This window comes from Shouchella shacheensis, from assembly GCF_001484965.1.
GTDB lineage: Bacteria > Bacillota > Bacilli > Bacillales > Bacillaceae_D > Shouchella > Shouchella shacheensis.
In genome coordinates this window covers 15609-38029 of the sequence record NZ_LLYY01000017.1, presented here as the reverse complement: position 1 = coordinate 38029, position 22421 = coordinate 15609, and the positions used below count along the sequence as shown (strand labels likewise).

Here is a 22421-nt window from a genome sequence, read left to right as displayed (position 1 = left end):
AACGCTTTAATAGTATACCCTCTGGCAAAAATGGAAGTCAACGGTGAGACTAAGGTCCTGTCCTTAAACTATAGTTTTTGACAAAGGACCCGTCAGCAAAGTCAATGTAGTAAAAGACTTTACGGTCCGAGTCGTCCATGTAGGTAAGCTCATACACAGGGGCGCCGTCCTCGTAGCCCAGGCGTAGACCGTCAAATTCAACACTTGCTCCAATTTCTTGCTGGGCGGCTTGCCATGCTTCTTCCTCTGTGAGGCCCTCTGAAGCAGGAAGAACGACAGGCTCGCTTGATTCCTCTTCTTCTGGAAGCTCCCGAAACAAGTCTTGTTCGATCCAAGCAATGAGCGCTTCGCCGTCCTCGTTCATCCCTCTTGCCACATAGTACCCCGTATTTCCATGGTAAAAGTTCACGGTTTCAACTTCCGCAAAACCATGTTCGCTTTGCAAGTAGGCACTCGCATTTTCGTAGCCTTCCGCAAGCGGCTCACGGACGACCTGATACCCGTAGACAAACAGTCCGATGACCACCACTAAAAAGGCGCCGCTCCCAAGCAGTATCCATTTTTTCATAAAAAACCTTCCTATACTTCATAAATCGTCAGCGTTATTTTTGACTCATCTTTCTCATCCAATGAAAACCCAAAGGTTAACTGTTTGTCTTTTAAGGTTCGGTTCAGTGTGTCCACCACTTTATAGAAATCATCGCTATAGTTTACGGTCACGGTAGACAACACTTTCATTTTTTCTTGTGCATCCAATCTGATCCGTCCTTTCCTAATGGGGACTTATGCGCTCCAATTTATGTTCGCTTGCCACAATCATTGCTAAACATAGCTGCTTCCTCCCCGGTCATACTAAAGATACGCCAGTTGAAGGGGGGCGTAGGACACGATGAATAAGAGCGATTTAGCCAAATGGTATCAGGAGCACAAAAGCACTGCTTCTCTGCTTAGCCGCTCTTCTCTTTCGAGTGAAGAGGCGTGGCCTGTGACCATACGACAAACCGCATTCCCGGATTTGTTTATTCGTTCCTCTGCTCAAGGAGCAGATACGCCGGCTGATCACGATTAAAAACCTTCTGACCACACCTCAGTAGTAGGCGGCCATCGTCGTCGCCTACTATTTTCCATCGTTCAACCTGCGATACACTCGATTCGCTTCATACATAATCGCCTCTTCATCAAGCGTAAGAAGCACATTGTCTTTCATAAGAGGCGTTCCCTGAACAAACACGTCGGTCACATCGCTTGCCTTGGCCGCGAAAACGAGGTGGGAGAGAATGTTTTCTTCCGGTTGCAAATGAGGAAGACGCGGATCTAGCAATATGAAGTCCGCAAGCTTGCCTTGTTCGATCGTACCGAGATGGTCAAAGCGCAAGGCCTGTGCACCGGATGTCGTCGCCATTTGCAAGGCCTCTATCGTTTCCACCATGTCTGCCTGCTCATTGATTCCACGCTGCAATAGAATGGCCATACGCATTTCTTCAAAAAGGTCAAGGGTGTTATTGGATGCAGCGCTGTCCGTTCCAAGACCGACAATGACACCGTGCTTAAGCATGCTCGCCACAGGAGCCACGCCGGAGCCAAGCTTTAAGTTGCTTTTCGGGTTATGGCTGATGGCGGCATTGCGCGACTGCAAGAGTTCCATGTGCTGCTCATGCATATGAACGCCGTGCGCAAAAAGCCATTCCGTCCCCTCAAGCAAATGACGGTCCTCAAGCAACTCCAGTGGGTGAATGCCTTCGTTATCCATAACGTCGGTAATTTCTTTGCGCGTTTCGGCTAAGTGCATATGTACCGGCAATTTCGCATCCCTTGCAGCCTCAACAATTCGCTCGACGTAATCAGGTGGACACGTATAAAGTGCATGAGGGGCAAGCATCGTTTGAATGCGGCCGTCGCCTTTTTTATGCCACTCACAAGCAAACGCTAACGACTCATTAAGCTTCGCATCTTGCTCTTCTTTTGAACATAGACCAATCACTGAACGCATTAAGGTGGCACGCATCCCCGATTGAAGCACCGCTTCAGCAAAGTCCGGCAGATGCAAATGGTACATATCAAGAAAAGTCGTCGTCCCTGACTTAATCATTTCCACCATCGCCAGTTCTCTGGACACTTTCGTGGCCCGTTCATCGAGCTTCGATTCAAACGGCCAGATATCCTGCTCCAACCATTCATTTAGAGGCAAATCATCGCTCATGCCGCGCATCAAGGTCATGGCGGGGTGGCCATGGGTGTTAATGAGCCCAGGCATGAGCCATTTGCCTTTGGCGTCCACCACTTCGTTTGCCTTGCCTCGAATCTCGTTGTCAGGCTCTCCTTCCTCCACTCGAATAAAAAAGCCATTCTTCATCCACACATAGCCACGATTAATCACTTGCTTCTCTTTATTCATCGTTACAATTCGAGCATTCCGAATAATCGTACTCACGATTCTTCCTCCCCAAATTCGAGCTGTAATTGCAGCAAATCCTCAAGTTTTCCTTCGTACATTGGCACGTTTGGCAAAGAGCGTACAAAAGCCTTTCCGTAACGGGCGGTTACAATGCGTCGGTCAAACACAAACACACAGCCAACGTCTTCTTTCGTGCGAATTAAGCGGCCAAATCCCTGCTTAAAGCGAATCACGGCCTGTGGCAACGAGAGGTCGGTGAACGGGTTTCGCCCTTCGTCTTTCGCCTGCTCAATTTGCGCTCGCATCAGCGGCTCGTTCGGTGGTGCGAACGGGAGACGAACAATCACCAAATGCCCCAGCTCCGTTCCTGGCAAATCAACCCCCTCCCAAAAACTGTTGGTGCCAAAAAGAATGCCTTGCTCCACGTTTCTAAAGAGTTTCAGAAGGCGGCTGCGGCTACCGCTCGTTACCCCTTGCCCGATGAGCTGGACAAGATTTTCGCTATTTAAATCTTTAACATAATAATAAACCTTACGCAAAAGCTCATAAGAGGTAAATAAAACGAGTACTTTCTCTCGGGTAACCTCGGCAATCCGCCAAATTTTAATGGCTACATCGCTGGCAAATAGTTCGTCTGCTCGTGCGCTAATAGGCGGAAGGTCGGAAGGAACGAGAAGCTTTGCTTGTTTTTCATAAGCGAAAGGCGACGGAACATGAACGGTTTTCACGCCAAAATCTTCGAGGCCTAATCGCTGCACTTGGTAGGAAAACGATCCGTTAACGGTTAACGTCGCTGATGTGAGAACAACGCTTTTCTTTTTCGCGAAAAACCGATCGGCAAGCTGTTCAGCCACTTGAATCGGTTTGGCCACTAAGTACGTCGCGTTCTTGGCCCCTTTGGGCTCCGCCTCCATCCAGTAGGCGAACGTCTCATCATACTCAAGCAGCAGCTCATACAAGGCTTGAAGATGCTCTGAAAAGATGGCAATCGTTGTCTTTGCATCCGCTAGACGAGAGCGGTCAATATAGCTCATTGTCTCACTGGCCTCGGTTAACACCGCACTCGCATATTCAAATGCTTGAAGCACAGACTCCCCGTTCATCTGGATGCGCATCGCACACTCAAGAACCCCTTGCCAAAGAGTGCCCTTTTCCGAGAAGCTCTTGTACATATGACTTGCCCGGCCGATGTCCGTGGGCCCTTGTTCACTCGCCTTCAATGTGTAGGCGTGAAGCATGCGAAACAGTTCATCGACATCCTCTTTCACAAGCGAAAGGGTGTCTCGAGTTTCCTGTAAGGCGATCGTTTTCGCAAGCCGTCCTCCGATCTCCTCAAGCGTGCCTACCACGCTTTGCTCTTCGTTTCGATCGAGCTTTTGCAACACAAAGGAAAGCGACACATAATCCGTTTTTACGCCGAAATAATCACCGGCAGCTTCTTCCAAATGATGCGCTTCGTCAATCACGGCATGAGAATAGCTCGGAAGCACATGGCCTGCTTGCGTAACATCGGTTAGAAGCAACGCATGGTTGGTGATTACAAGTTCAGCCTTTAAGGTGGCCTGACGAGCTCGGTGGTAAAAACAGCGGGAGGCCCACGGATTGTATTTGCCTAAATCAGAAGCCCCATCGCTTTGTACCTGAAACCAGAAGTTTCTTCCTCCTGATGTTAAATTCAACTCTTCAACATCGCCGCGTTCGGTTTCCAGAAGCCAGACATGCAGCTGCGCTTTTGTTATTAAGACATCATATGAATCCTCCGCAATACTCGCAAGTGACTGCTCAAACTTGCGCAAATCTAAATAGTGCCTCCGCCCTTTTAGCACAGCGACATGGACTGGAAACGGGGTCACGGCCTCAAGCAAAGGAAGATCCCGCTTCAATAACTGCTCTTGCAAGGGAATCGTGTACGTACTAATGACGACCGGCTTTTTCGCCTGCTTGGCGTAATAAGCGGCGGGAAGCAAGTACGCAAGCGATTTGCCTGTGCCTGTGCCCGCCTCAATCAAGGCATGCTGATGCTCGCGAAAAGCATGGTTCACTTCATGCATCATCTGTGTTTGTCCGAGGCGTGTTTCATAGGAAGAAAAGGCTTGGGCAAACGTGCCGTCCTCGCCAAACAAAAGTTCCTGCGCTTCCTCAAACGTTGTTACCGGTTCCTCTGGAGCGCTTGAGCTCCCTACTTCTTGCTTTTTTAAGGCGAGCTGGCGGTAGCAATCATAGTCGTCCTCTCCGGTCTCCCCGCTTTTTAGCTTCATGCGAATCAGAGGATCAAGCAGCTGCTGCCAGTCGCTTTTGAGTCGCTTTCCAATCGGTAAGAGCTGCTGCAACGTTAGAAGAGGCAGCGTTTCAATTGTATGTAGCAGCGCAAGAAACAACTCAGCAGTGGAATACGCGTCGCTATCGGCTTGATGAGGGCGGTTGTGGTCTAAATCCAGGCTCGTGGAAAGCTCTGTCAGCTTGTAGCTAATCTGCTTTGGCCAGAGCACACGACTCATCTCGACCGTGTCAAAAACCGAGCCATTTGGAAAGCTATACCCTTCAAGCTGGAGCTGCTGTTCAAGAAATCCTTTATCAAACGGGACATTATGAGCAACAAAGTCACAGCCCTCCATAAAGGCGAGCAGCTCCTTCGCCACCTCCTCAAATAACGGCGCTTCGCCGACATCTTCGTTATCAATGCCTGTTAGTTCCGTAATAAACGGGGGGATCTCCTGCTTTGGATTCACGTACGTCGTAAAGCGTTCGGAAATATGTCCCGCTTCCACTTTTACCGCCCCAATTTGAATGATGCGATCTCCATGAGCAGGAGAGTGACCCGTTGTTTCTAAATCAACAATAACGTATCTATGTGACATTCTACACCTCTATTTGCGGCACGCGGCCGCATCACGCTACTGCCAATGATTTGCAAGAAGCTGCCAGGACACATGTGCTTCAGGATCCGTCTCACCAAGGGAGGCCAGCAGATTCACCGCCCGCTCATCCCCTAGAAGTGCCTTGTTCCAGGCAAATCCATGCAAGGACGCTTGCGTTTGGCCAGCGATGAACATCATCTGCTCATAACAATAGCAGGCCAGTTCATGCTCGCCAAACCATTCACTACGATGAGCGAGTGCTTGCAAAGCCTCCGTTTCCTTCAACGACTCGGCACACTTCAGCCAGACGCCCCTGCCTTCTTCAAAGCGGCCGGCCTTCATGAGCGACAGCCCTAGGAAATACAGGGCCTCCGTGTCCTCTCGATGTTCCTTCGCGTATTCAGCAAAACAATAGGCAGCGCTCTCGTGCGCGTGAATAACATAATAACATACCCCTAAATTATACACGACATCGGCGTTGTCTGTTAATGATTTCGCTTGCTCAAATTGTGAAATGGCTGCTTCCATTTCGTGAACCAGTACGGCGTGGAGCCCCAAGCCAATATGGGCAAAATGTTCGAGCAAAACGTCCCGTCCAGCTTGAAGCACGAACAGAAAATGCTCTCTAGCTCTCTCCAGTTTGTTTGCATATAGACAGGCAAAGCCTGCGTAAAGCTCTCTCATGGTATCAGCCTGACCTGTCGCGCGCTCGCTCGCAAGTGCTTCTGCCGCCTCTTCAAAGCGTTCAGATTGAAACAAGCGTGTGCCCGCCGATTCGTAGGTCACGGCTTGCGGTTCCTCTTCCATGCGATCAACCAGTGTTTGAAATTTTTCGTCCATCGAGATCCAAGCATCCAGCATAAGACCCATCATTTTCTCAAGCGTCTCAAGATGAATGCTGTTCTCCTTTTCATATGGCTTTTCCCATACATGCTCGTAGAGCGCCTGCCATTCATTTAACCACTGATGCAAAAAAATCCCCTCCAGATAGTCCTCACTTAGGTAAAGTGTGCAACATCCGAAGAGGGAATATGTGCGCTAGAGAACGGTAGAAGCTGGTTCCGTTCCTAGCATTTCCACGATACAATTGTCCTGGTCAAGGATCGCCACTTTCGGGTGGTGGGTCTGTGCCCTCGATTCATCCATGAGCGCATAGCTAAGGATAATCACGACATCGCCCGGTTGTACGAGCCGTGCCGCTGCGCCGTTCAAACAAATACCTCGACCGCCTCTTGGCCCTTTAATCACATAGGTTTCAAAGCGTTCGCCGTTGTTATTGTTGACGATCTGCACCTTTTCATTTTCGAGAATGTCGACCGCTTCCATTAGGTCTTCATCGATCGTAATGCTACCGACGTAGTTTAAGTTGGATTCCGTTACTCTAGCACGATGCAACTTTGCTTTCATCATCGTTCGAAACATTTGCATCCCCCCGTTTCTCTGTACGTACCTCTACCAGGATGTGGTCGATTAAGCGGACCTTGGAAAACTGGTAAGCAAGAGCGATGATCGCTTGGCCACTTAGCTCCTCCTGTTCGTGCAGCTCTGGATAGCTCAGTGCTTCAACGTAATCAATGGCGCCATGCCTGAACTGTTGAAGCTCCTCCTCTACAATGGAGACAAGCGAGGTACGCTTTTGTTCCCCGGTCTCGACGGCCCTTTTTGCCTTTTGTAAAGCCTGGGATAAGCGCGGCGCTTCCGCCCTCTCCTCAGGTGTTAAACGGACGTTGCGCGAACTTCTCGCAAGCCCGTCTTCTTCCCTCACGGTCGGTGCCGCTACCACTTCAATCGGCACATAAAATTCCCGCACCAGCTGAGTGATAATCGCTACTTGCTGCGCATCCTTTTGCCCGAAATACGCTCTTGTTGGCCGAAAGAGACCAAACAGCTTCAAGACAACAGTCGCCACACCGTCAAAGTGACCGGGGCGGCTTTTGCCGCAAAGAACGCCCGCTCCCTTTTGCACGTGGACGATCTGCATCGGCTCACTTGGATACATTTCCTCCACCGAGGGATGAAAAATCAAGTCACAGCCGGCCCTCTCAGCGAGCACTCTGTCTCGTTCGAAATCACGCGGGTAGGAGTCGAAATCTTCTTCTGGAGCAAACTGGAGCGGGTTGACAAAAATACTGATGGCAACAAACTCGTTTTCCGCTTTTGCTTTTTTAATTAACGAAAGATGCCCTTCATGCAAAGCACCCATCGTCGGTACGAGACCGATGGAAGCGCCTTTTTCTCGAATGCTTGAGAGCGCTCGCTCAAGCTCTGCCCTCGTTCTCACAATCATCATCATGAGCGACCTCCGTACAGGCTAAGACGCGCTTCGTCCTTCATCGTATACGTCTGGGCAAGCTCTGGAAAGGCACGCTGCTTCACCTCGTCTACATACGCCGTGAGCCCTTCTTGAATCTGATGGGAGATGTGGACGTATTGCTTGACAAACTTGGCCACTCGTTCCGATTCATAGCCGATGACATCATGGTAGACAAGCACCTGCCCATCCGTCTCGGCTCCAGCACCGATGCCAATCACCGGAATGTTAAGCGTCTGTGCAACAAGTGCCCCTAGTTGACGTGGGACACATTCGAGCACAACGGCAAACGCTCCTGCTTCCTCAAGCGCTCTCGCCTCCTGAAGAAGCGCTTTCGCTTCTTCAGCGGCTTTTCCCTGAACCTTATAGCCGCCAAGCACGGCGACAGACTGTGGGGTTAGCCCAAGATGCCCCATTACCGGCACGCCAGCAGCAACAAGCTGCCTGACGGTCTGAGCGATCTCCGTCCCACCTTCCAGCTTCACCGCGTCTGCTCCGGCTTCTTGAACCAAACGGCGTGCATTGTTCGCTGTTTCCCTGAAATCGGCTTGGTACGTAAAAAAGGGCATGTCGGTCACAATAAACGTTTCCCTGGCGCCACGTTTGGCGGCTTTGGTGTGCAACACCATATCATCGAGCGTCACAGGAATCGTGGAGTCATAGCCAAGCACGACCATGCCTAGCGAGTCCCCTACTAAAAGCAAATCAACACCTGCTTTCTCCGCAAGCGCCGCCGACGGAGCATCGTAGGCGGTAAGCATAGCAATCGGTTCCTTTTCTTGCTTCATCTTTTGAAACGTTGCGGTTGTCTTCACGTTTCTCCCTCCAGTTCAATGTGTTCGTTGAACTGCACGAAACAACGAAAAAGAAGCCTTCTTTCCAAGAGAAAGAAGGCAGAGAGGTAGCGTGTGTGTAAAGGTCGAACATTCATGCACGCGCTTTTATGCTGTCCCGGTCCAACGTGGATCCACGCAGCAAGCCTCAAGCGTTCTTTCCCATTTCGGTGCCGTTCTCACAGATACAGCCCTTGCCCTTTCAGTATAGCATGGAGTTATGTCCTTTTGTCTAGTTCAATGTCTGCGGAATACACAAAGTGTTCTGCACCATTTTCGTCTTTGAGGCGGAGAATCCCTTCATCCGTGATCCCAAGCGAATACCCGTAAATGACCTCTTTTGGAGTTCGGGCGTACAGATACGTGTTCACGCTGATCGAACGCGCTTCCCATAGCGGACGAATCCGAACAAAGCCATGGTCGACATATTCATCATAAAGCCACTCAAACTCGTTTACGATCGCGGCTACAAGCGCTGCTCGTTGGATCGTTCGCCCCGCTTCTATAGAGAGGGAGGTGGCAATGTCTCCAATCTTTTCGGTAAAGTCCTCCTGCTGCTGGTTAATGTTCACGCCCATTCCGACAATCACAAACTGGACAAAATCAGGATCTGCCGCCATCTCCGTTAAAATCCCGACCAGCTTTTTGCCTCCGAGCAAAATGTCATTTGGCCACTTAATGTCACAACGAAGCCCTGTCTCCTGCTCAATCGCCCGCGTAATGGCTACCGCGGCTAAAAGTGTTAGCTGTGGCGCCCGGTGAGGTTCGATATGCGGGCGAAGAATCAAGCTCATCGAGACGCTTGTCCCTTTTTTTGACTGCCACGGACGTCCAAGCCTACCGCGCCCTCCCTGCTGCTCGTTGGCAAGCACAAGTGATCCTTCTACGGCTCCTTTGTTCGCCCACTCGTGGGCCACCGTCTGGGTGGAACTCACCGTGTCATAGTAATGAAGCTCACGCCCGAGCCGCTCTGTCTTCAGAAACGCTCCGACATCGTGGGCGTGAATGGTGTCTGGCCGTCCCGTCAGCCGGTAGCCCCGTTTTGGAACCGATTCAAACGTATAGCCTTGGTCCCTAAGCGCCGTAAGCTGCTTCCAAACCGCCGTTCTTGAGACTCCTAACTTTTTGCTCATCTCTTCACCGGAGACGTACTCCCCTTCTTCCAGCAGAATTAACAGTCGTTCTTTCAATGTCTCCCCACCTCCTTTAGCGCAGCCTTAAGCAGCAACTCACGCTTATTTTCCAATTGCCTTGTTACGACCGCATATTCGGCAAACGCCAGTGCTTCGGCGAGCCAAGGCCCTGGCTGATCCTGACAAGCGTTCAGAAGATCCTTGCCGCTGATCGCGAGCTCTGAGCGACGAGTAATTGGCAAGGAATCAAACTGTGCTTTAACATCAGCCGCCCGTAGTGCTTGAAGCCCGCGGTCCTTCCTTATCTCTTCGGTAAGTACGGCCACCTCAAGCCCGTTCTCATAAAGCGACCCATCATCAAGCGCCGCTCTCATCCGATGTTGGTACATTCTCCAGATTTGCTGCCCCACCTGCTTGGTTTTATTGGCAAGAGGGAGTTCCGAGAGGGCATCCGCAGAACGAAGGCTTACAAGCAGCTCTGCCCACGAGCGACATTCACTCTCCCAGTGCACGGACGGAATCGTTTGCAGTTTTTTTAGCTCAACGTCCCCGAGGCGGAGTCCCGGCAAATAAAGGCCCACCCCTGTTTCACAAAGCAAAGAAAGCGCTCCTTGCACGCCGCTCCCTGCCAACAGCTGCCACAGCTCCTTCACCACTCGTTCCTTGGCCACTGTCGCGATCGTTTCTGCAAACTGAGTCATCTCTCTTTTAAGCAAAGGATCAACGGCAAAGCCTAGCTCACTGTGAAAACGAGCCACCCTAAGCAAGCGCAGCGGATCATCGGCAAAGCTCCGGGCAGGATCATAGGCTCGCAGCAGCCCCTGCTCTAGATCCACTTGACCACCTGTTGGATCGATCAGCTCCCCATGCACATCCATGGCGAGAGCATTAATCGTGAGATCCCTGTGCTGTAAATCCTCTTTCAGCTCACGCCCGCGCAGCGTCGTCACCTCTGCCTGAATGCCGTTATGAAAAAGCAGCACTGTCTCATGATTGTTGTTCATTTGCACGGTTTTTGGAAAGATTCTCCGTACTTCGTCAGCCGCTGCGCTCGAGGCGACATCTACATCTGTGATCGGTCGCTGGAGCAAAAAATCACGCACCGCCCCGCCGACGACGTAAGCGCTATGCCCCGATTCCTCAAGTTTTTTAAGGATTGGGATCGCCTGGACCCACGTCATGTTTCTTCCTCGCTTTGTTCTAACATTTTTTCGTACAAGCGCTCATACTGGCTGACAACATACTGAGAGTAAAACGTGGTCTTTACGCACTCAAGCGCCGCTTCGCGGAAGTCCGCAAGCTTTTTCTTGTTTTTCAGAAGCTCTACCGCCCGTGTGGCCACACACTCGGTATCGCCAAGCTCACACAAGTAGCCGCTCACGCCGTCTTCAATCACCTCAGGAATCCCCCCGACTTTCGTACCAATCACTGGCACACCGCAGGCCATTGCTTCCAGCGCCACAAGCCCGAAACTTTCTTTCTCGCTAAGCAAGAGCATTAAATCACTCATCGATAGCAGCTCAGCGATATGCTTTTGATTGCCAAGCAGGAGCACACGGTCCTCAACGCCAAGCTCTGCGATTCGTTGACGGGCAACGGGGACTTCCGGACCGTTGCCAATGAGGAGGAGCTTGGCCTTGCGCTGTTGTTGAATCAAATAGAAGCTGTTAATAATGTCTGTGATCCGCTTAACGGGACGGAAATTGGAAATGTGAATCAACACATCCTCATCTTCGTCGATGTTGTACCAGTCTTTAAGGCCCTCCACAGGCTTCGGGTAATACTCGCTCTCATCGATAAAATTATAGACGGTCTCAATCGACTTGTCGGTCTCAACCAGTTCCTTCGTTTGCCTAACTAAATCTTGCGACACAGCAGTGACCAGATCCGACTCCTCAATCCCAAAACGAATAAGCTGTCTTAGCGAGGGGTCCCAGCCAAGAACGGTAATGTCCGTCCCATGCAGCGTCGTCATGATTTTGACCTCACGTCCGCTCATTTGCTTTGCCAGAATCGCACAAACCGCGTGCGGCACCGCATAGTGAACATGCAGAAAGTCTAACTCCTTTGTGCGGATCACGTCCGCCATTTTGCTGGCGAGCGTTAAATCATAAGGCGGATGCTGGAAGACCGAGTACTGGTTCACCTCGACTTCATGATAAAAGATATTCGGGTAGACTTTATCATCAAGGCGAAACGGAACGTTCGATGTGATAAAGTGAACTTCATGCCCTCTTGAAGCGAGCTGTTTTCCAAGCTCCGTCGCCACGACGCCAGAGCCACCAACGGTCGGATAACAGCTGATGCCGATTCGTTTCTTCTTCAATGTCAGTCGTTCCTTTCAAGTAAATTCCCCATAAGAAGCGGCAGGCGGGAGCAGAACCCTTCTGCCGCCGCAACACCGACTTCTTTTCCGAAGAGTTTGTCTCTCGCTTCGACGGCCTCGATGTAATCATCGGTAAGCGGCGTGGAGACGCCCTCTATTGGTTGAAATTGACTTTTATAGGCCTGAAGTGCTTCGCGCTTTTTATCTTGGACCTTTGTAATATCAACAACAAAATCAGGTCGTCCGTAACCGTTAATAAAATATGTAAACAGCGCTTCTGGTTTGTGAGCGACTTCGCTCTCCGGTGTCTGATACCGACGAATCCCGGCGTTAAACACGGCTTCACGAACGAGCTCCCCGCATTCTCCGTGATCAGGATGCCGGTCCCCTTCTGGCGCAAACACAAGCCTCGGCCGGGTCTTGCGGATCAGCGCCACCACCTGCGCAAGCTCGTTTGGCGTGACTGATGGCAAGCCACGATCCGAGAAAGAAAACTGGAAACGAGAGGCGCCAATGGCCTCTGCCGCCCGCTCCGCTTCCTTCTGCCTCGCTTCCACCGAGCCGTTTGACGAGAGCTCCGCTTTTGTCAACGCGCAAAGACCAACCCGATACCCATCATTCACATACGTGGCCAGCGTTCCTGCCATGCCAATTTCCACGTCATCCGGGTGGGCGCCAAACGCGAGAATATCCAGCTGCTGAAGGTTCAACGGCCTCAGCTCCTTTTCCTTTTTTATGTATGGTGGAAATCCATTCAATAATTTTTTGCGTCTTCTTGGCTGCCGCATTATACTTACATCCGCCACTTTTCCCGTACATTATAGCATAATTCCGCCTCGTTACCTCACAGACAGGCTTCCTCTTTTGAATGGTGTGAATTCTTAACGAAGATCCCGTCCTAAAAAAACGGCAACCCCGGTTCCGCGAGAAAACCGAGATTGCCGTGCCTATTTCCTGTTGCTAACACGTTTCTTCTTGCTCATGCATCGTTTCGCGAAACTGAAAATCCCCACGTGCTAGTCCTTTAATCAACACTTCAGCCGTACCAATATTCGTTGCAAGAGGGACACACTGCACGTCGCACAGACGAATTAACGCCGTAACATCCGGCTCATGAGGTTGAGCCGTTAACGGATCACGGAAAAACAAGATCAAATCAAACTGGTTCTCCGCCACCAGGGCGCCGATTTGCTGATCTCCCCCAAGCGGACCTGACTTAAAGCGGGTGACTGTGAGCGCTGCTGCTTCCGTGACCCGTGTGCCCGTTGTCCCTGTCCCGTAAAGGTCGTGTTCGGTGAGAATATCCTTATAGGCGATACAAAAATCCACCATTTCCTTTTTCTTCTTGTCGTGCGCAATCAGTGCAATTTTCATCCCCTTCGCCTCCTCATCAGTCGATTAAGTGTTCAAGTCCATAGACGAGCGTCTCAAGCGTGAGCACCTTCTCAACGGCTAATTTCACTCCCGGCATAAAGCTTTGCCGGTTTAAAGAGTCATGACGAATCGTGAGCGTCTGCCCGACACCTCCAAAAATCACTTCTTGGTGAGCGACGCGACCAGGCAAGCGGACGCTATGAATGCGCATTCCCTCCAGCTCTGCCCCGCGAGCGCCACGGAGTTCTTCTTTTTCCTCCGGGTGGCCTTGCCGCTTTTCGTCCCGCTCCCCTGCAATCAGCTGCGCTGTTTTTATGGCGGTGCCAGACGGAGCATCGAGCTTGCCATCATGATGCTGCTCGATAATTTCCACATCGGTCATATAACGGGCAGCCAGTTGCGAGAATTTCATCATCAAAATCGCGCCGATTGCGAAGTTTGGTGCGATAATCGCGCCAAGTCCCTTTTCTTCAGATAGGGTCCGTAGTTCGGCAATATCAGTCTCCGAAAAGCCCGTCGTCCCGACAACGGGCCGCACGTCATGACTGAAAGCAATTTCCATATGCTTCCGCCCGAATTTAGGCGCAGTCAAATCAAGCAACACATCTACATCATGCTCGGATAGACAACGAGCTACGTCTGTATACACCGGGACATCTTCGTTTGGCAGCCCTTCTAGGTCTGAAAGTGTAGCTCCATCATTCTTTGAATCAACCACGGCCGTAAGCGTAAACGTTTCTTCTTCTAACGCAAGGGAGACTGCTTCCCTCCCCATATTTCCGCGCGGACCTGCGACAACGACGTTTATGGTATTCATTGCTCCTCCTCCACTCTACTCCAGCGATCTTTATCTCTAGTGTTGAATTTGTGCATCACTAAACCATGCGCTTCTTCCAGGTCAATATGTAAAGAGTTGGCGAGACAAATCAGAACAAAAAGCATATCGCCTACTTCCTGTTCGATCGTTTTTTCCTCTTCCGTTGCTTTCTTCGGCTTTTCCCCGTAGTAATGATTCACCTCTCGGGCTAGCTCACCAAGCTCTTCGCTTAACCTTGCCATCATGGCCAGCGGGCTAAAATATCCTTCCTTGAACTGTCCAATGTAAGCATCCACTTCCTCTTGCATTGCGGCCATCGTCTTCGCGTTTGACACTAAGCATCACCTCTTTCATCTCTTCTATCGTAGCGAAAAGCGCTGGTTTTCGCAATTGTAAAGATAGGGAGTCCACCCTCGAGTTGTTTCTTTTTGCCTAGCAAACGAGTACACTAGAAGGCAGGGAAATTGAGAGGAACGAACAGCAAATAGGAAAGGGGGGATGTTACGTGGCAAAGCACGCTAAAAATGTTCTCTTTATACTGCTCGGAACGGCGATGATGTCGTTTGGTCTCGTGTACTTCAATATGGCTCACAACCTCGCGGATGGGGGCGTCACCGGGATTACGCTTTTGCTCTTCTTTTTGTTTTCAATTAACCCGGCGATCTCCAACCTCGTGATTAACATTCCGCTCTTTTTTATTGGATGGAAAATGCTTGGACGAACGACGTTTATCTATACGCTCATTGGCACCTTGAGCCTATCGGTCTTTCTGGATCTCTTTCAACGAATTCCGTCGGTGTTTGAATTATACGGGGACCTCATGCTCGCCGCACTTTTTGCAGGCGCGATCGTCGGTGCCGGCCTCGGACTCGTGTTTCGTTTCGGCGGGACAACAGGCGGGGCTGATATTATCGCCAAACTCTGCCTCCGTTACTTTGGCTGGAGCATCGGTCGCACCTTCTTTGTTTTTGACTCCTGCGTGATTATCGTCTCTCTCCTCTACTTGGAGCTACATGAAGCGATGTACACACTCGTCTATGTGTTTATTGCGGCCAAGGTCATCGACTTCATTCAACAAGGGGCCTATTCCGCAAAAGCAGCTTTCGTCATATCGGAGCGAATGCCGGAAATTTCGGATGCGATTTTACGTGAGATGGGGCGCGGTGCTACGACCTTGCAAGGAAAAGGGACGTTCACCGGTGCGGACAAGGAGATTCTCTACTGCGTCGTTGCCAGAAACGAAATTATTCGTTTTCGAAACACCGTGCACAAAATTGATCCGAGCGCGTTTTTGACAATCAATGATGTGCAGGATGTTCACGGGGAAGGGTTCACGCTAGATGATCAGAAGAAACCATTGCAAGACGAACGATAAATGCCTTTAATTCTTGAATAAGCGAAAAATCCGTGAGAACAGCTCGACTCTCACGGATTTTTGTATGGGGATTTGGCAGCCCCTCTTGTGCTGAGGAGACAGGATTTTGATTTACCTATACTTGTACGGTAAATGAAATTTATATTGTTCACGACCAGACGCTTTGAAAGCGAACAGCCTCATACATCAAAATACAGCGGGTAGTGAAAGGCACAGTTCTCGTTAAAAGGGACCCCGCACTCAGGGCAGGCGTGCACATGCATGTACGTCTCTATGGAATGTTCGGTCTTACAAACGCCGCAAAGAATGGCTTTTTCGCTAAATAGTGTCTTGGGCCAGACCTGAATCGCATGGTCTGCTCCTTCCTCGTGGCATTTGTAACAAGGGTAATAGGTGTTACAGCAGGCAAATTTAATTGCTACTACGTCTGAATCTCCACGGTAATGCTTGCAACGAGTTTCGCTGTCAACAGGAAAGCCGGCGATCTGAATCACTCTCGATCCACTCCTCTAGGTTAAACTTGGAAGGTTCCAGATACTGCAATAGTGTACTAACAACATGACGAAGATCGAGGTCTGCGCATTCAACGTTTTTCTTACTGTTTGGTGTGCTACGGGCATCTTGCACCAGCCCTGCTTTCTAACGGAGCCGCTCATTCCTAACGCTCTAAGTATAGCACGAATCACCGAAAAGCGCAGGCGGGTCGAACAGAAGCGAGGATTTTGGAAGACCTGACAAAAGAAATCCGACTTTAGATTCCGTTGTCAGGACTGAAAAATCCTCGCTTCTACCCGCCGGAGCTAGACACGAAAAGCAGAGGCGCCCTGCTCACGAGCGACAAGTTCTGGAGCGACGTCAGCATCAAGCCCGGCTTTGGCTTGATCTGGCGGCGTGAAGAAACCTCGAGCGAGTGGGCGCCGGAGCTAGACACTACCGAAAAGCGCAGGCGGGTTGCTCCTCAGGCCTGAACAACATCGACGCTCTACCAGTCGGAGCTAGACAAAAAAACCGCACCAGTCAAGGTACGGATTTGCGTGTTAATCACGTTGAGACAGAAAAATGAGGATAAAGCGTGCGAGTTCGAGCACAGCCACAAGTGCCGCCGCTACATAGGTTAACGCTGCCGCATCGAGTACTTTCTTCGTCTCTTTTTCTTCATTATTTTGGATGACCCCGCTGGAAACCATTTGTTCCATCGCTCGATTACTGGCATTGAACTCGACAGGAAGAGTCACGACTTGGAAAAGGACAGCAGCTGCAAAGAAAACGATGCCGATAAGCATCATCCCGCTAGCGAGCGTTGATCCCCCGCTGGCTCCTGCTCCAAGCAACATCCCGGCGATAATTAAAAACATCGCCGCATTGGAACCAAAGCTTGCTACTGGCACAAGGGCGCTGCGGAATTTCAAAAACGCGTAGTTTTCTTCATCCTGAATGGCGTGTCCGACCTCGTGCGCGGCTACAGCGGCACCAGCTACCGATGGGTTGCGATAGTTATGTTCCGACAGACGGACCACCTTTGCACGTGGATCGTAGTGATCCGTCAGCGTTCCTTTTGTCGCTTCCACTTTAACATCATAGATGCCGTTGTCGTTTAAGATCTTGCGGGCAACTTCTGCCCCTGTCATGCCGGAGGAGTTGTGAATTTGCGAGTACTTTTTATACGCTCGCTTCACTTTCCCTTGAGCAAGAAGGGGGATGATCATTAAAAGCGCAAAATAAAGCAAATATGCTCCTAGTCCCATTTGTTTAATCACCTCATCTTGCAATTTGTTACGTCTAATTTTACCTTGTAACGTCAAAGAAAGTCAAATTAGACACTCATGTTCACAGTGAAAAAGGGCGGCCCGTTCAAGGGTTGGTCAAACGTTATTCTTTTGCTTTCACTTTTTCTTTTTCCGCCTTGTATTTTCGATAGCCGACGTAGGAAAGTGACGTCACAACCGCACCACCAATCGTAAGCATCACCCAAAGCAGCGAAGGATCGGCTGAGTCTTCTTCGATTTGCTGAAAAAGTTTTTCGTACTCTTCCTGCATCATTTCTACGTGTTTTCCTGCTTCTTCTAGGTTCGACGATTGATTGGTTAAGTATGCATTATACGAATCGAGACGCTGAATCACCTCTGATTCCAAACTTATCGTAAGAGCCGGTCGAATCACAGAATAGTGACTTAAAAATTCATTAAATTGACGAGTGAAATTCTCATTCTCCCCAGCATTTGCTGCGTCTCTCGTTGCTTCAAGGGCGGACATTATCGTCTTCTGCGAATGAAGCCAGAGTGGGTGGTGCTCTCCTGATAGGGCATCCACAGTTAAGCGAAAGGAAGTCACTGCTTGCAACCGCTCTTGAGCGCTTGTCTCCACGGCTGTTAAAGCTCCCTCCGCTTTTTCAAACGATACGGTCAACGTGCGCAACGATGACATCGTCCACTCCTTGTTTTCAACCTCACCATCAAGAAACGTTTCTGAAAACAACCCCATCAGCTTTTTTGCCTCTTCGTACTTCTCCTGCTTGGTCAATTGCAGGACTTGATCCGCTATATGGTTGAGTTCCGCCCACGACTCTTTTTTATCATCATTTGCCGCCATTACCGAAAATGGCAGGACGATGAGTGCGATTGAGGCGAGCAGCACCTTAAAAAACCGCATATCTTGTCCCCCCTCTGCTAATTCAATCCTATGTTGAGGAGGACAAGAGTAGACCATTTTCCTGAGCGGCGGTTTGACGTTAACGAATCTTTTGTGAGGATCTTCTTCGGATGGTGGGGATTCTATGGTGCCACCCCCGCTACCTCACGAAAAAGCGTCGCACTTTTAGCACGACACTTTCACTTCTTTAATGAGACGGCAACTGAAATTTCGCTGATCCCTTTCTTAACGTCAGCATATATATCACGAGCAGCGCCGCCATTCCTAGCCAGAACGTGAAATACGCCACTTGGTCTACATAAGGATGCACATATCGGCTTAACCCAGGGTGCATGCCAAAGACATAATCAATGATGTCATTATGTACCGTCCAGACAGCGGCAAAAACGAGATGCCATCGTTTCAAACGAAAATAAGGCGCAAACAGCACTGCTTGGAGGGCCATGCCCGCATGAGAAAGGTTAAGCATCCAAATTTCCCAGCGCATCTCGCCCCCGAGAAGCACAGTGGACGTGTTCATCACACAGGCCCAAATGCCGTATTTAATGAGCGTAACCCCGGCTAGTGCTTCCATTAAGCCCCAGTTCTTGCCGCGCAAAAAAGCAATCAAGACAAACACAAAGAACAGGCTTGCTGTCGGGCTATCGGGAACGAAAGGGATAAAGTGAGGCGGCGTTATCGCTAACTGATTTTTGTACCACCAAAATCCGTAAATCGTGCCGAGCCCGTTGATAATCAGCAAGGCAACGAGCATGGTCCGATGCGAGAGAATCGCATACAGGTAGGAGAGCAACTCCAACCCCCCTCTTTCTCGAAAAAAGAGCGTCCTTTACTTGCGAATGCCACGCAACTAAAAGACGCCCCCTCCCTCATAATTATTCTGGATCTTCGCCATGGTTCGCAATATATTCAGCGAGGATTTGCAACTCTTCATCAGAGCCTTCAAACTCTCCTCCTGGCATCGCTCCTTGACCATTTTCAACAATTTCGATGACTTCTTCCGGGGACTTCTCGGTTTCAAGAAGATTTGGTCCCGCTGATCCGCCGGTCATCTGATCCCCATGACAGCCAATACAGGACTGTTGCTGTGAATAGATCTCATACCCTTCCGCTTCCATATCAATTTCCGCTTCCTCGGTCAACTGCCCTTGCTGTGCAGCCACTTCCCAGTCATGCTGGTCCACCGACTCCCATGTTAGAAAAATTACGGAAATCACGCCAAGCATCATGAGAGCTGTTGCAATCGGGCGACGATGCGGGCGGCGTTCCTTCGATGTATCCAACCATGGAGCAAGTAGCAACGCGCCAAACGCAACCCCTGGAATAATGACTGTTCCTAAGACGTTGTAATCTCCAGAGGCAAACTGGTATTTAATAAGCTGGAATAAAAACAAGAAATACCAGTCAGGAAGCGGAATATAGCTCCCATCTGATGGATCGGCCGGTGCCTCAAGGGGAGCCGGATGGGCAACCGTTAAGCAGAGAAAGCCCATCAAAAAGACGGCCCCCACCATCCATTCTCTCAGAAGGAAATTTGGCCAGAACGCTTCCGTTTTTCCTGGATACTCGGAGTAGTCTTTTGGAATGTTTGCCTTGCGATTATCCGCTTTAACACGGGAGTCGCCGACAAATACCATTCCTTTGCCTCGATGCATGAAATTTCCTCCTTCTTGTATTGTTATTTAAGTTGACCTATAGAGGTCCGGAAATCCCTTGACGACGAATCATAATAAAATGAGCGCCAAGCAGGCCAAGGAGGGCTGCAGGCAAGAAGAAGACATGAATCGCGAAGAAACGCGTCAATGTCGCTGCCCCAACGATTTCACCACCGGCCAGAAGGGCGTTCGTGAAGTCTCCAATAATCGGCACACTCTCAGCAATCTGTAAGGTGACAACAGTTGCCCAGTAAGCTTTCATGTCCCAAGGCAGGAGATAGCCTGTCAGTCCTAATGCAAGAATGACAAAGAAAAGCAACACGCCGACCACCCAGTTAAGTTCACGTGGTTTTTTATAGGAACCTGTAAAGAAAACGCGCAGTGTATGTAGAAAGATCATAACGATGACGACGCTTGCTCCCCAGTGGTGCATCCCGCGAACAATGACCCCGAAAGCCACATCGCTTTGTAAAAACTGAACCGATGCGTGTGCATTAATGATATCCGGTGCATAATACATCGTTAGAAACATTCCCGACAAAATTTGGATGACCGTCACAAAGAACGTCAATCCACCAAAGCAATAGATGAACGCAGAGAAGTGGTGAGCCGGGTTCACGTGCTCTGGCACTTCGTGGTCCGCAATATCGCGCCACATTGGCGTAATATCAAGACGCTCATCTACATAATCATAAATTTTTTGTAGCATCAATTACGCCCCTCCCTATCTCTGATTCACTTGCCCAAGGTACACTTGTCCATCTTCTACTTGCACATCAAAAATATCAAGCGGTCGCAAAGGCGGGGTACCTGACACATTTTGACCATCTGTCTCAAACAACCCCCCATGACACGGGCAATGGTAACGCGAGTCGTCTTCTTCGTATGTCACTGTACATCCTAAATGCGTACAGGTCGTAGACAGCGCCACCACTTCATCTCCGTCTAAGTAAATATACGCTTCGTGCTCGACCGTTGATTCGTACCAAGAGTCTTGTTGATCAAAACTAAACGTAAAGCGCTGTGGAACGTCTGTCAGGTCGTCGAGATCCGTGACATAGTGCATTTCCGACTCTGCTCCCGCTGTCAAAGCTGGGTCGAGGGCAAAGCGCACCATCGGCATGAGCATTCCCGCTGCCATGAATCCACCTACGCCTGTGAGCGTATACGATAAAAATTGACGTCTTGATACTTTGTGGTCTCTCTCGCTCACTCTTTTTCCCCCCTAACACGTTAAAATCGACTCAGTCCATCCCCCCGAGCCTCTTAACAAATAATACTAGGACGTTACCATCATACTATAAGCGGATACATTTCGCAATATCCGTTGGAACAGCGCTTTCAGTTATTTTGCTGCCATGCATCTGTTAAAACAGGCATCAATTGCTTGAGCTGACCATTTAAAAGTTCACGGCGATTGGCCGGCTCGACAAACTCAAGCGGAACGGAGGGAACAAAAAGCAGCCGCATGTTGTCAAGCTGGCCTTCTTCCGGCTTCCATGTACCGTCGGAGGTAAGCAGCACCACATGTTTAAAAGAAACCGCAAGCTCTTCATACCAATGGGTAAGGCGGAGGACACGCTCTTCTATTGTTTCCGAACTAGTGTATGAAAACGGGGAAAGGAGCATCACTCTTCCGCGGAACTGTCGCTCGAGCTCTTCTGCAAGCAGCAAAGCGAACTCTCCCGTTTGTGCCGCTGTCTTCGGCTCTTTCAACCAAGTGGCCTGTACAAGTGGAACAAGTGCCGTATCCACATAGTCTACCGCTTGTAGATAGGTATCCATATCCTTCGCTTTAAAGCGCATGCTCATACATCCTTTCTTTGAAAACTCTCTTAGCATTATAGCACGGAAAAACATAGACGGGTCGACTGAAAGCAAAAATTGTGGACGGCAAAACGTCTCATTCTCTGGCATGAACGATACCCGCACACCCTGGCGCCTCGTCTAGAAAATCCAAAAAGCTTCAGCGGTTCCTACCCGCTGAAGCTAGACAAAAGAGACTTACAACCACGCTCGATTTCGGGGAAGGAAAAGCTTAATCTTCACTTTCGTCACTGTCAAGCAACAAGGAGGAAGGCTCGGTTTCATCAAGCTTCTTTAACTCCTCCGTTAACGTCATAAACGCCGTTCGGTCCCCTTGATCAAGAGCTTTGTCGATCGCTTCCTCCAGACGCTTTCGCTGAAATTCTTGAATCGACTGCGTTAAAAGTTCCTCTGCACGCTTTTCGATTGCCTCCACTCGTTCCTTTGTTTCTGGTAAAAACGGATTGTCTTCTAACACTGCTAAATACTGCGTAGAGGTTGAAACTCCACTAAAATGCAGTTCGATATAAATATCCTCCGTTTGATTTAACCGAATGTCGTGAAAGGCTTTTTCACAGTCCGTGGTAACATGGTGATTCTTGCGAAACGAAAACGGAATTTGATCCACGCCCTGAGCCGAAATCACGAGTGCTTTTGGCGCCCCCTCACTGCGACTGAGAAAATGAACACGTTCCATTAAGCTGTCATCGTTCATTAAATAGTTGAGAAGCCAGGCACACTCTCTTCGCTTTAACTGGTATCGTTTCAGAAACCCTCTCAAAAACGCCTTCTTATCCATAACGGGAACCATGTTACTCATACTTCTCCCCCCCTTTTGGTCATGTGAGGCCTTCATCACATTTGTTTGACTTGAGTAGTGTTTCGCCTT

General features: G+C 49.8%; 26 protein-coding genes. 2 read left to right on the top strand and 24 right to left on the bottom strand.

Annotation, left to right across the window (positions count from 1 at the left end; all coding sequences use genetic code 11):
• Positions 1-49 precede the first annotated feature (49 nt).
• Together AVZ68_RS13800 and AVZ68_RS19915 are read right to left on the bottom strand one after the other, a co-directional pair.
• A complete protein-coding gene (locus AVZ68_RS13800; protein ID WP_059105145.1) occupies positions 50-568 on the bottom strand; it encodes a PepSY domain-containing protein in 519 nt (172 codons plus the stop codon).
• Between the two features lie 11 nt (positions 569-579).
• On the bottom strand, positions 580-756 hold the full coding sequence (locus AVZ68_RS19915; RefSeq protein ID WP_245628146.1) for a YpmA family protein: 177 nt from the start codon (positions 754-756) through the stop codon (positions 580-582).
• 133 nt (positions 757-889) lie between these two features.
• Here AVZ68_RS19915 and AVZ68_RS13795 point away from each other — a divergent pair, with 133 nt between their 5' ends.
• Entirely contained in the window at positions 890-1069 is a 180-nt protein-coding gene (locus tag AVZ68_RS13795) for a hypothetical protein (protein WP_059105144.1), read from the top strand.
• Positions 1070-1117: 48 nt separating this feature from the next.
• Here AVZ68_RS13795 and AVZ68_RS13790 read toward each other — a convergent pair whose 3' ends face one another.
• The 13 genes from AVZ68_RS13790 to AVZ68_RS13730 form a co-directional block, all read right to left on the bottom strand.
• On the bottom strand, positions 1118-2431 hold the full coding sequence (locus AVZ68_RS13790; RefSeq protein ID WP_059105143.1) for an amidohydrolase: 1314 nt from the start codon (positions 2429-2431) through the stop codon (positions 1118-1120).
• Positions 2428-5253 (bottom strand): ATP-dependent DNA helicase DinG, encoded by a 2826-nt coding sequence (gene dinG / locus AVZ68_RS13785; RefSeq protein ID WP_059105142.1) that lies wholly within the window; start codon positions 5251-5253, stop codon positions 2428-2430. The genes AVZ68_RS13790 and dinG overlap by 4 nt, the downstream gene beginning before the upstream one ends.
• A 36-nt stretch (positions 5254-5289) precedes the next feature.
• Positions 5290-6225, bottom strand: coding sequence for a tetratricopeptide repeat protein (locus tag AVZ68_RS13780; protein WP_059105141.1), 936 nt, complete (start codon positions 6223-6225; stop codon positions 5290-5292).
• A 66-nt stretch (positions 6226-6291) separates the two neighbouring features.
• Complete coding sequence (gene panD, locus AVZ68_RS13775; RefSeq protein WP_059105140.1) at positions 6292-6675, bottom strand: aspartate 1-decarboxylase; 384 nt, start codon at positions 6673-6675, stop codon at positions 6292-6294.
• Entirely contained in the window at positions 6635-7543 is a 909-nt protein-coding gene (gene panC / locus AVZ68_RS13770; protein ID WP_059105190.1) for a pantoate--beta-alanine ligase, read from the bottom strand. Before panC ends, panD begins: the two co-directional genes overlap by 41 nt.
• Positions 7543-8379: a 3-methyl-2-oxobutanoate hydroxymethyltransferase gene (gene panB / locus AVZ68_RS13765; protein WP_059105139.1), complete on the bottom strand. Its 837-nt coding sequence runs from the start codon at positions 8377-8379 to the stop codon at positions 7543-7545. Before panB ends, panC begins: the two co-directional genes overlap by 1 nt.
• Positions 8380-8615: 236 nt before the next feature.
• Positions 8616-9587, bottom strand: coding sequence for a biotin--[acetyl-CoA-carboxylase] ligase (locus tag AVZ68_RS13760; RefSeq protein WP_059105138.1), 972 nt, complete (start codon positions 9585-9587; stop codon positions 8616-8618).
• Positions 9584-10711 carry a CCA tRNA nucleotidyltransferase gene (locus tag AVZ68_RS13755; protein ID WP_059105137.1) on the bottom strand — a complete coding sequence of 376 codons (1128 nt, stop codon included), beginning with the start codon at positions 10709-10711 and terminating at the stop codon, positions 9584-9586. The genes AVZ68_RS13760 and AVZ68_RS13755 overlap by 4 nt, the downstream gene beginning before the upstream one ends.
• Positions 10708-11856 (bottom strand): N-acetyl-alpha-D-glucosaminyl L-malate synthase BshA, encoded by a 1149-nt coding sequence (gene bshA / locus AVZ68_RS13750; protein ID WP_059105136.1) that lies wholly within the window; start codon positions 11854-11856, stop codon positions 10708-10710. Before bshA ends, AVZ68_RS13755 begins: the two co-directional genes overlap by 4 nt.
• Positions 11857-11858: 2 nt before the next feature.
• Positions 11859-12566: a bacillithiol biosynthesis deacetylase BshB1 gene (bshB1, locus tag AVZ68_RS13745; protein WP_245628145.1), complete on the bottom strand. Its 708-nt coding sequence runs from the start codon at positions 12564-12566 to the stop codon at positions 11859-11861.
• Positions 12567-12816: 250 nt separating this feature from the next.
• Positions 12817-13230: a methylglyoxal synthase gene (locus AVZ68_RS13740; protein ID WP_059105135.1), complete on the bottom strand. Its 414-nt coding sequence runs from the start codon at positions 13228-13230 to the stop codon at positions 12817-12819.
• 16 nt (positions 13231-13246) lie between these two features.
• On the bottom strand, positions 13247-14047 hold the full coding sequence (gene dapB, locus AVZ68_RS13735) for a 4-hydroxy-tetrahydrodipicolinate reductase (RefSeq protein ID WP_059105134.1): 801 nt from the start codon (positions 14045-14047) through the stop codon (positions 13247-13249).
• Positions 14044-14364: a nucleotide pyrophosphohydrolase gene (locus AVZ68_RS13730; protein WP_082676627.1), complete on the bottom strand. Its 321-nt coding sequence runs from the start codon at positions 14362-14364 to the stop codon at positions 14044-14046. The genes dapB and AVZ68_RS13730 overlap by 4 nt, the downstream gene beginning before the upstream one ends.
• Positions 14365-14552: 188 nt before the next feature.
• Between AVZ68_RS13730 and AVZ68_RS13725 the strand changes: the two genes are divergently transcribed.
• The gene (locus tag AVZ68_RS13725) at positions 14553-15422 is read left to right on the top strand and encodes a YitT family protein (RefSeq protein WP_281176628.1); all 870 of its coding nucleotides are present in this window, start codon (positions 14553-14555) and stop codon (positions 15420-15422) included.
• A 179-nt stretch (positions 15423-15601) separates the two neighbouring features.
• On the opposite strand, the gene AVZ68_RS13720 is transcribed toward AVZ68_RS13725, so the two are convergent.
• From AVZ68_RS13720 to AVZ68_RS13675, 9 genes are all read right to left on the bottom strand, one after another.
• Positions 15602-15916 (bottom strand): CHY zinc finger protein, encoded by a 315-nt coding sequence (locus AVZ68_RS13720; RefSeq protein WP_059105132.1) that lies wholly within the window; start codon positions 15914-15916, stop codon positions 15602-15604.
• A gap of 543 nt (positions 15917-16459) precedes the next feature.
• The gene (locus tag AVZ68_RS13710) at positions 16460-17167 is read right to left on the bottom strand and encodes a zinc metallopeptidase (RefSeq protein ID WP_059105130.1); all 708 of its coding nucleotides are present in this window, start codon (positions 17165-17167) and stop codon (positions 16460-16462) included.
• Positions 17168-17291: 124 nt separating this feature from the next.
• Positions 17292-18071, bottom strand: coding sequence for a sporulation protein YpjB (gene ypjB / locus AVZ68_RS13705; protein WP_059105129.1), 780 nt, complete (start codon positions 18069-18071; stop codon positions 17292-17294).
• 187 nt (positions 18072-18258) lie between these two features.
• Complete coding sequence (locus AVZ68_RS13700) at positions 18259-18825, bottom strand: DUF1405 domain-containing protein (RefSeq protein ID WP_082676625.1); 567 nt, start codon at positions 18823-18825, stop codon at positions 18259-18261.
• 121 nt (positions 18826-18946) lie between these two features.
• Positions 18947-19726 (bottom strand): menaquinol-cytochrome c reductase cytochrome b/c subunit, encoded by a 780-nt coding sequence (locus AVZ68_RS13695; RefSeq protein ID WP_059105127.1) that lies wholly within the window; start codon positions 19724-19726, stop codon positions 18947-18949.
• A 37-nt stretch (positions 19727-19763) separates the two neighbouring features.
• A complete protein-coding gene (gene qcrB, locus AVZ68_RS13690) occupies positions 19764-20435 on the bottom strand; it encodes a menaquinol-cytochrome c reductase cytochrome b subunit (RefSeq protein ID WP_059105126.1) in 672 nt (223 codons plus the stop codon).
• A 15-nt stretch (positions 20436-20450) separates the two neighbouring features.
• Positions 20451-20939: a Rieske (2Fe-2S) protein gene (locus AVZ68_RS13685; protein ID WP_059105125.1), complete on the bottom strand. Its 489-nt coding sequence runs from the start codon at positions 20937-20939 to the stop codon at positions 20451-20453.
• Positions 20940-21067: 128 nt separating this feature from the next.
• A complete protein-coding gene (locus tag AVZ68_RS13680) occupies positions 21068-21532 on the bottom strand; it encodes a YpiF family protein (RefSeq protein WP_059105124.1) in 465 nt (154 codons plus the stop codon).
• A 232-nt stretch (positions 21533-21764) separates the two neighbouring features.
• Complete coding sequence (locus AVZ68_RS13675; RefSeq protein WP_059105123.1) at positions 21765-22352, bottom strand: ReoY family proteolytic degradation factor; 588 nt, start codon at positions 22350-22352, stop codon at positions 21765-21767.
• Between the last annotated feature and the right edge of the window lie 69 nt (positions 22353-22421).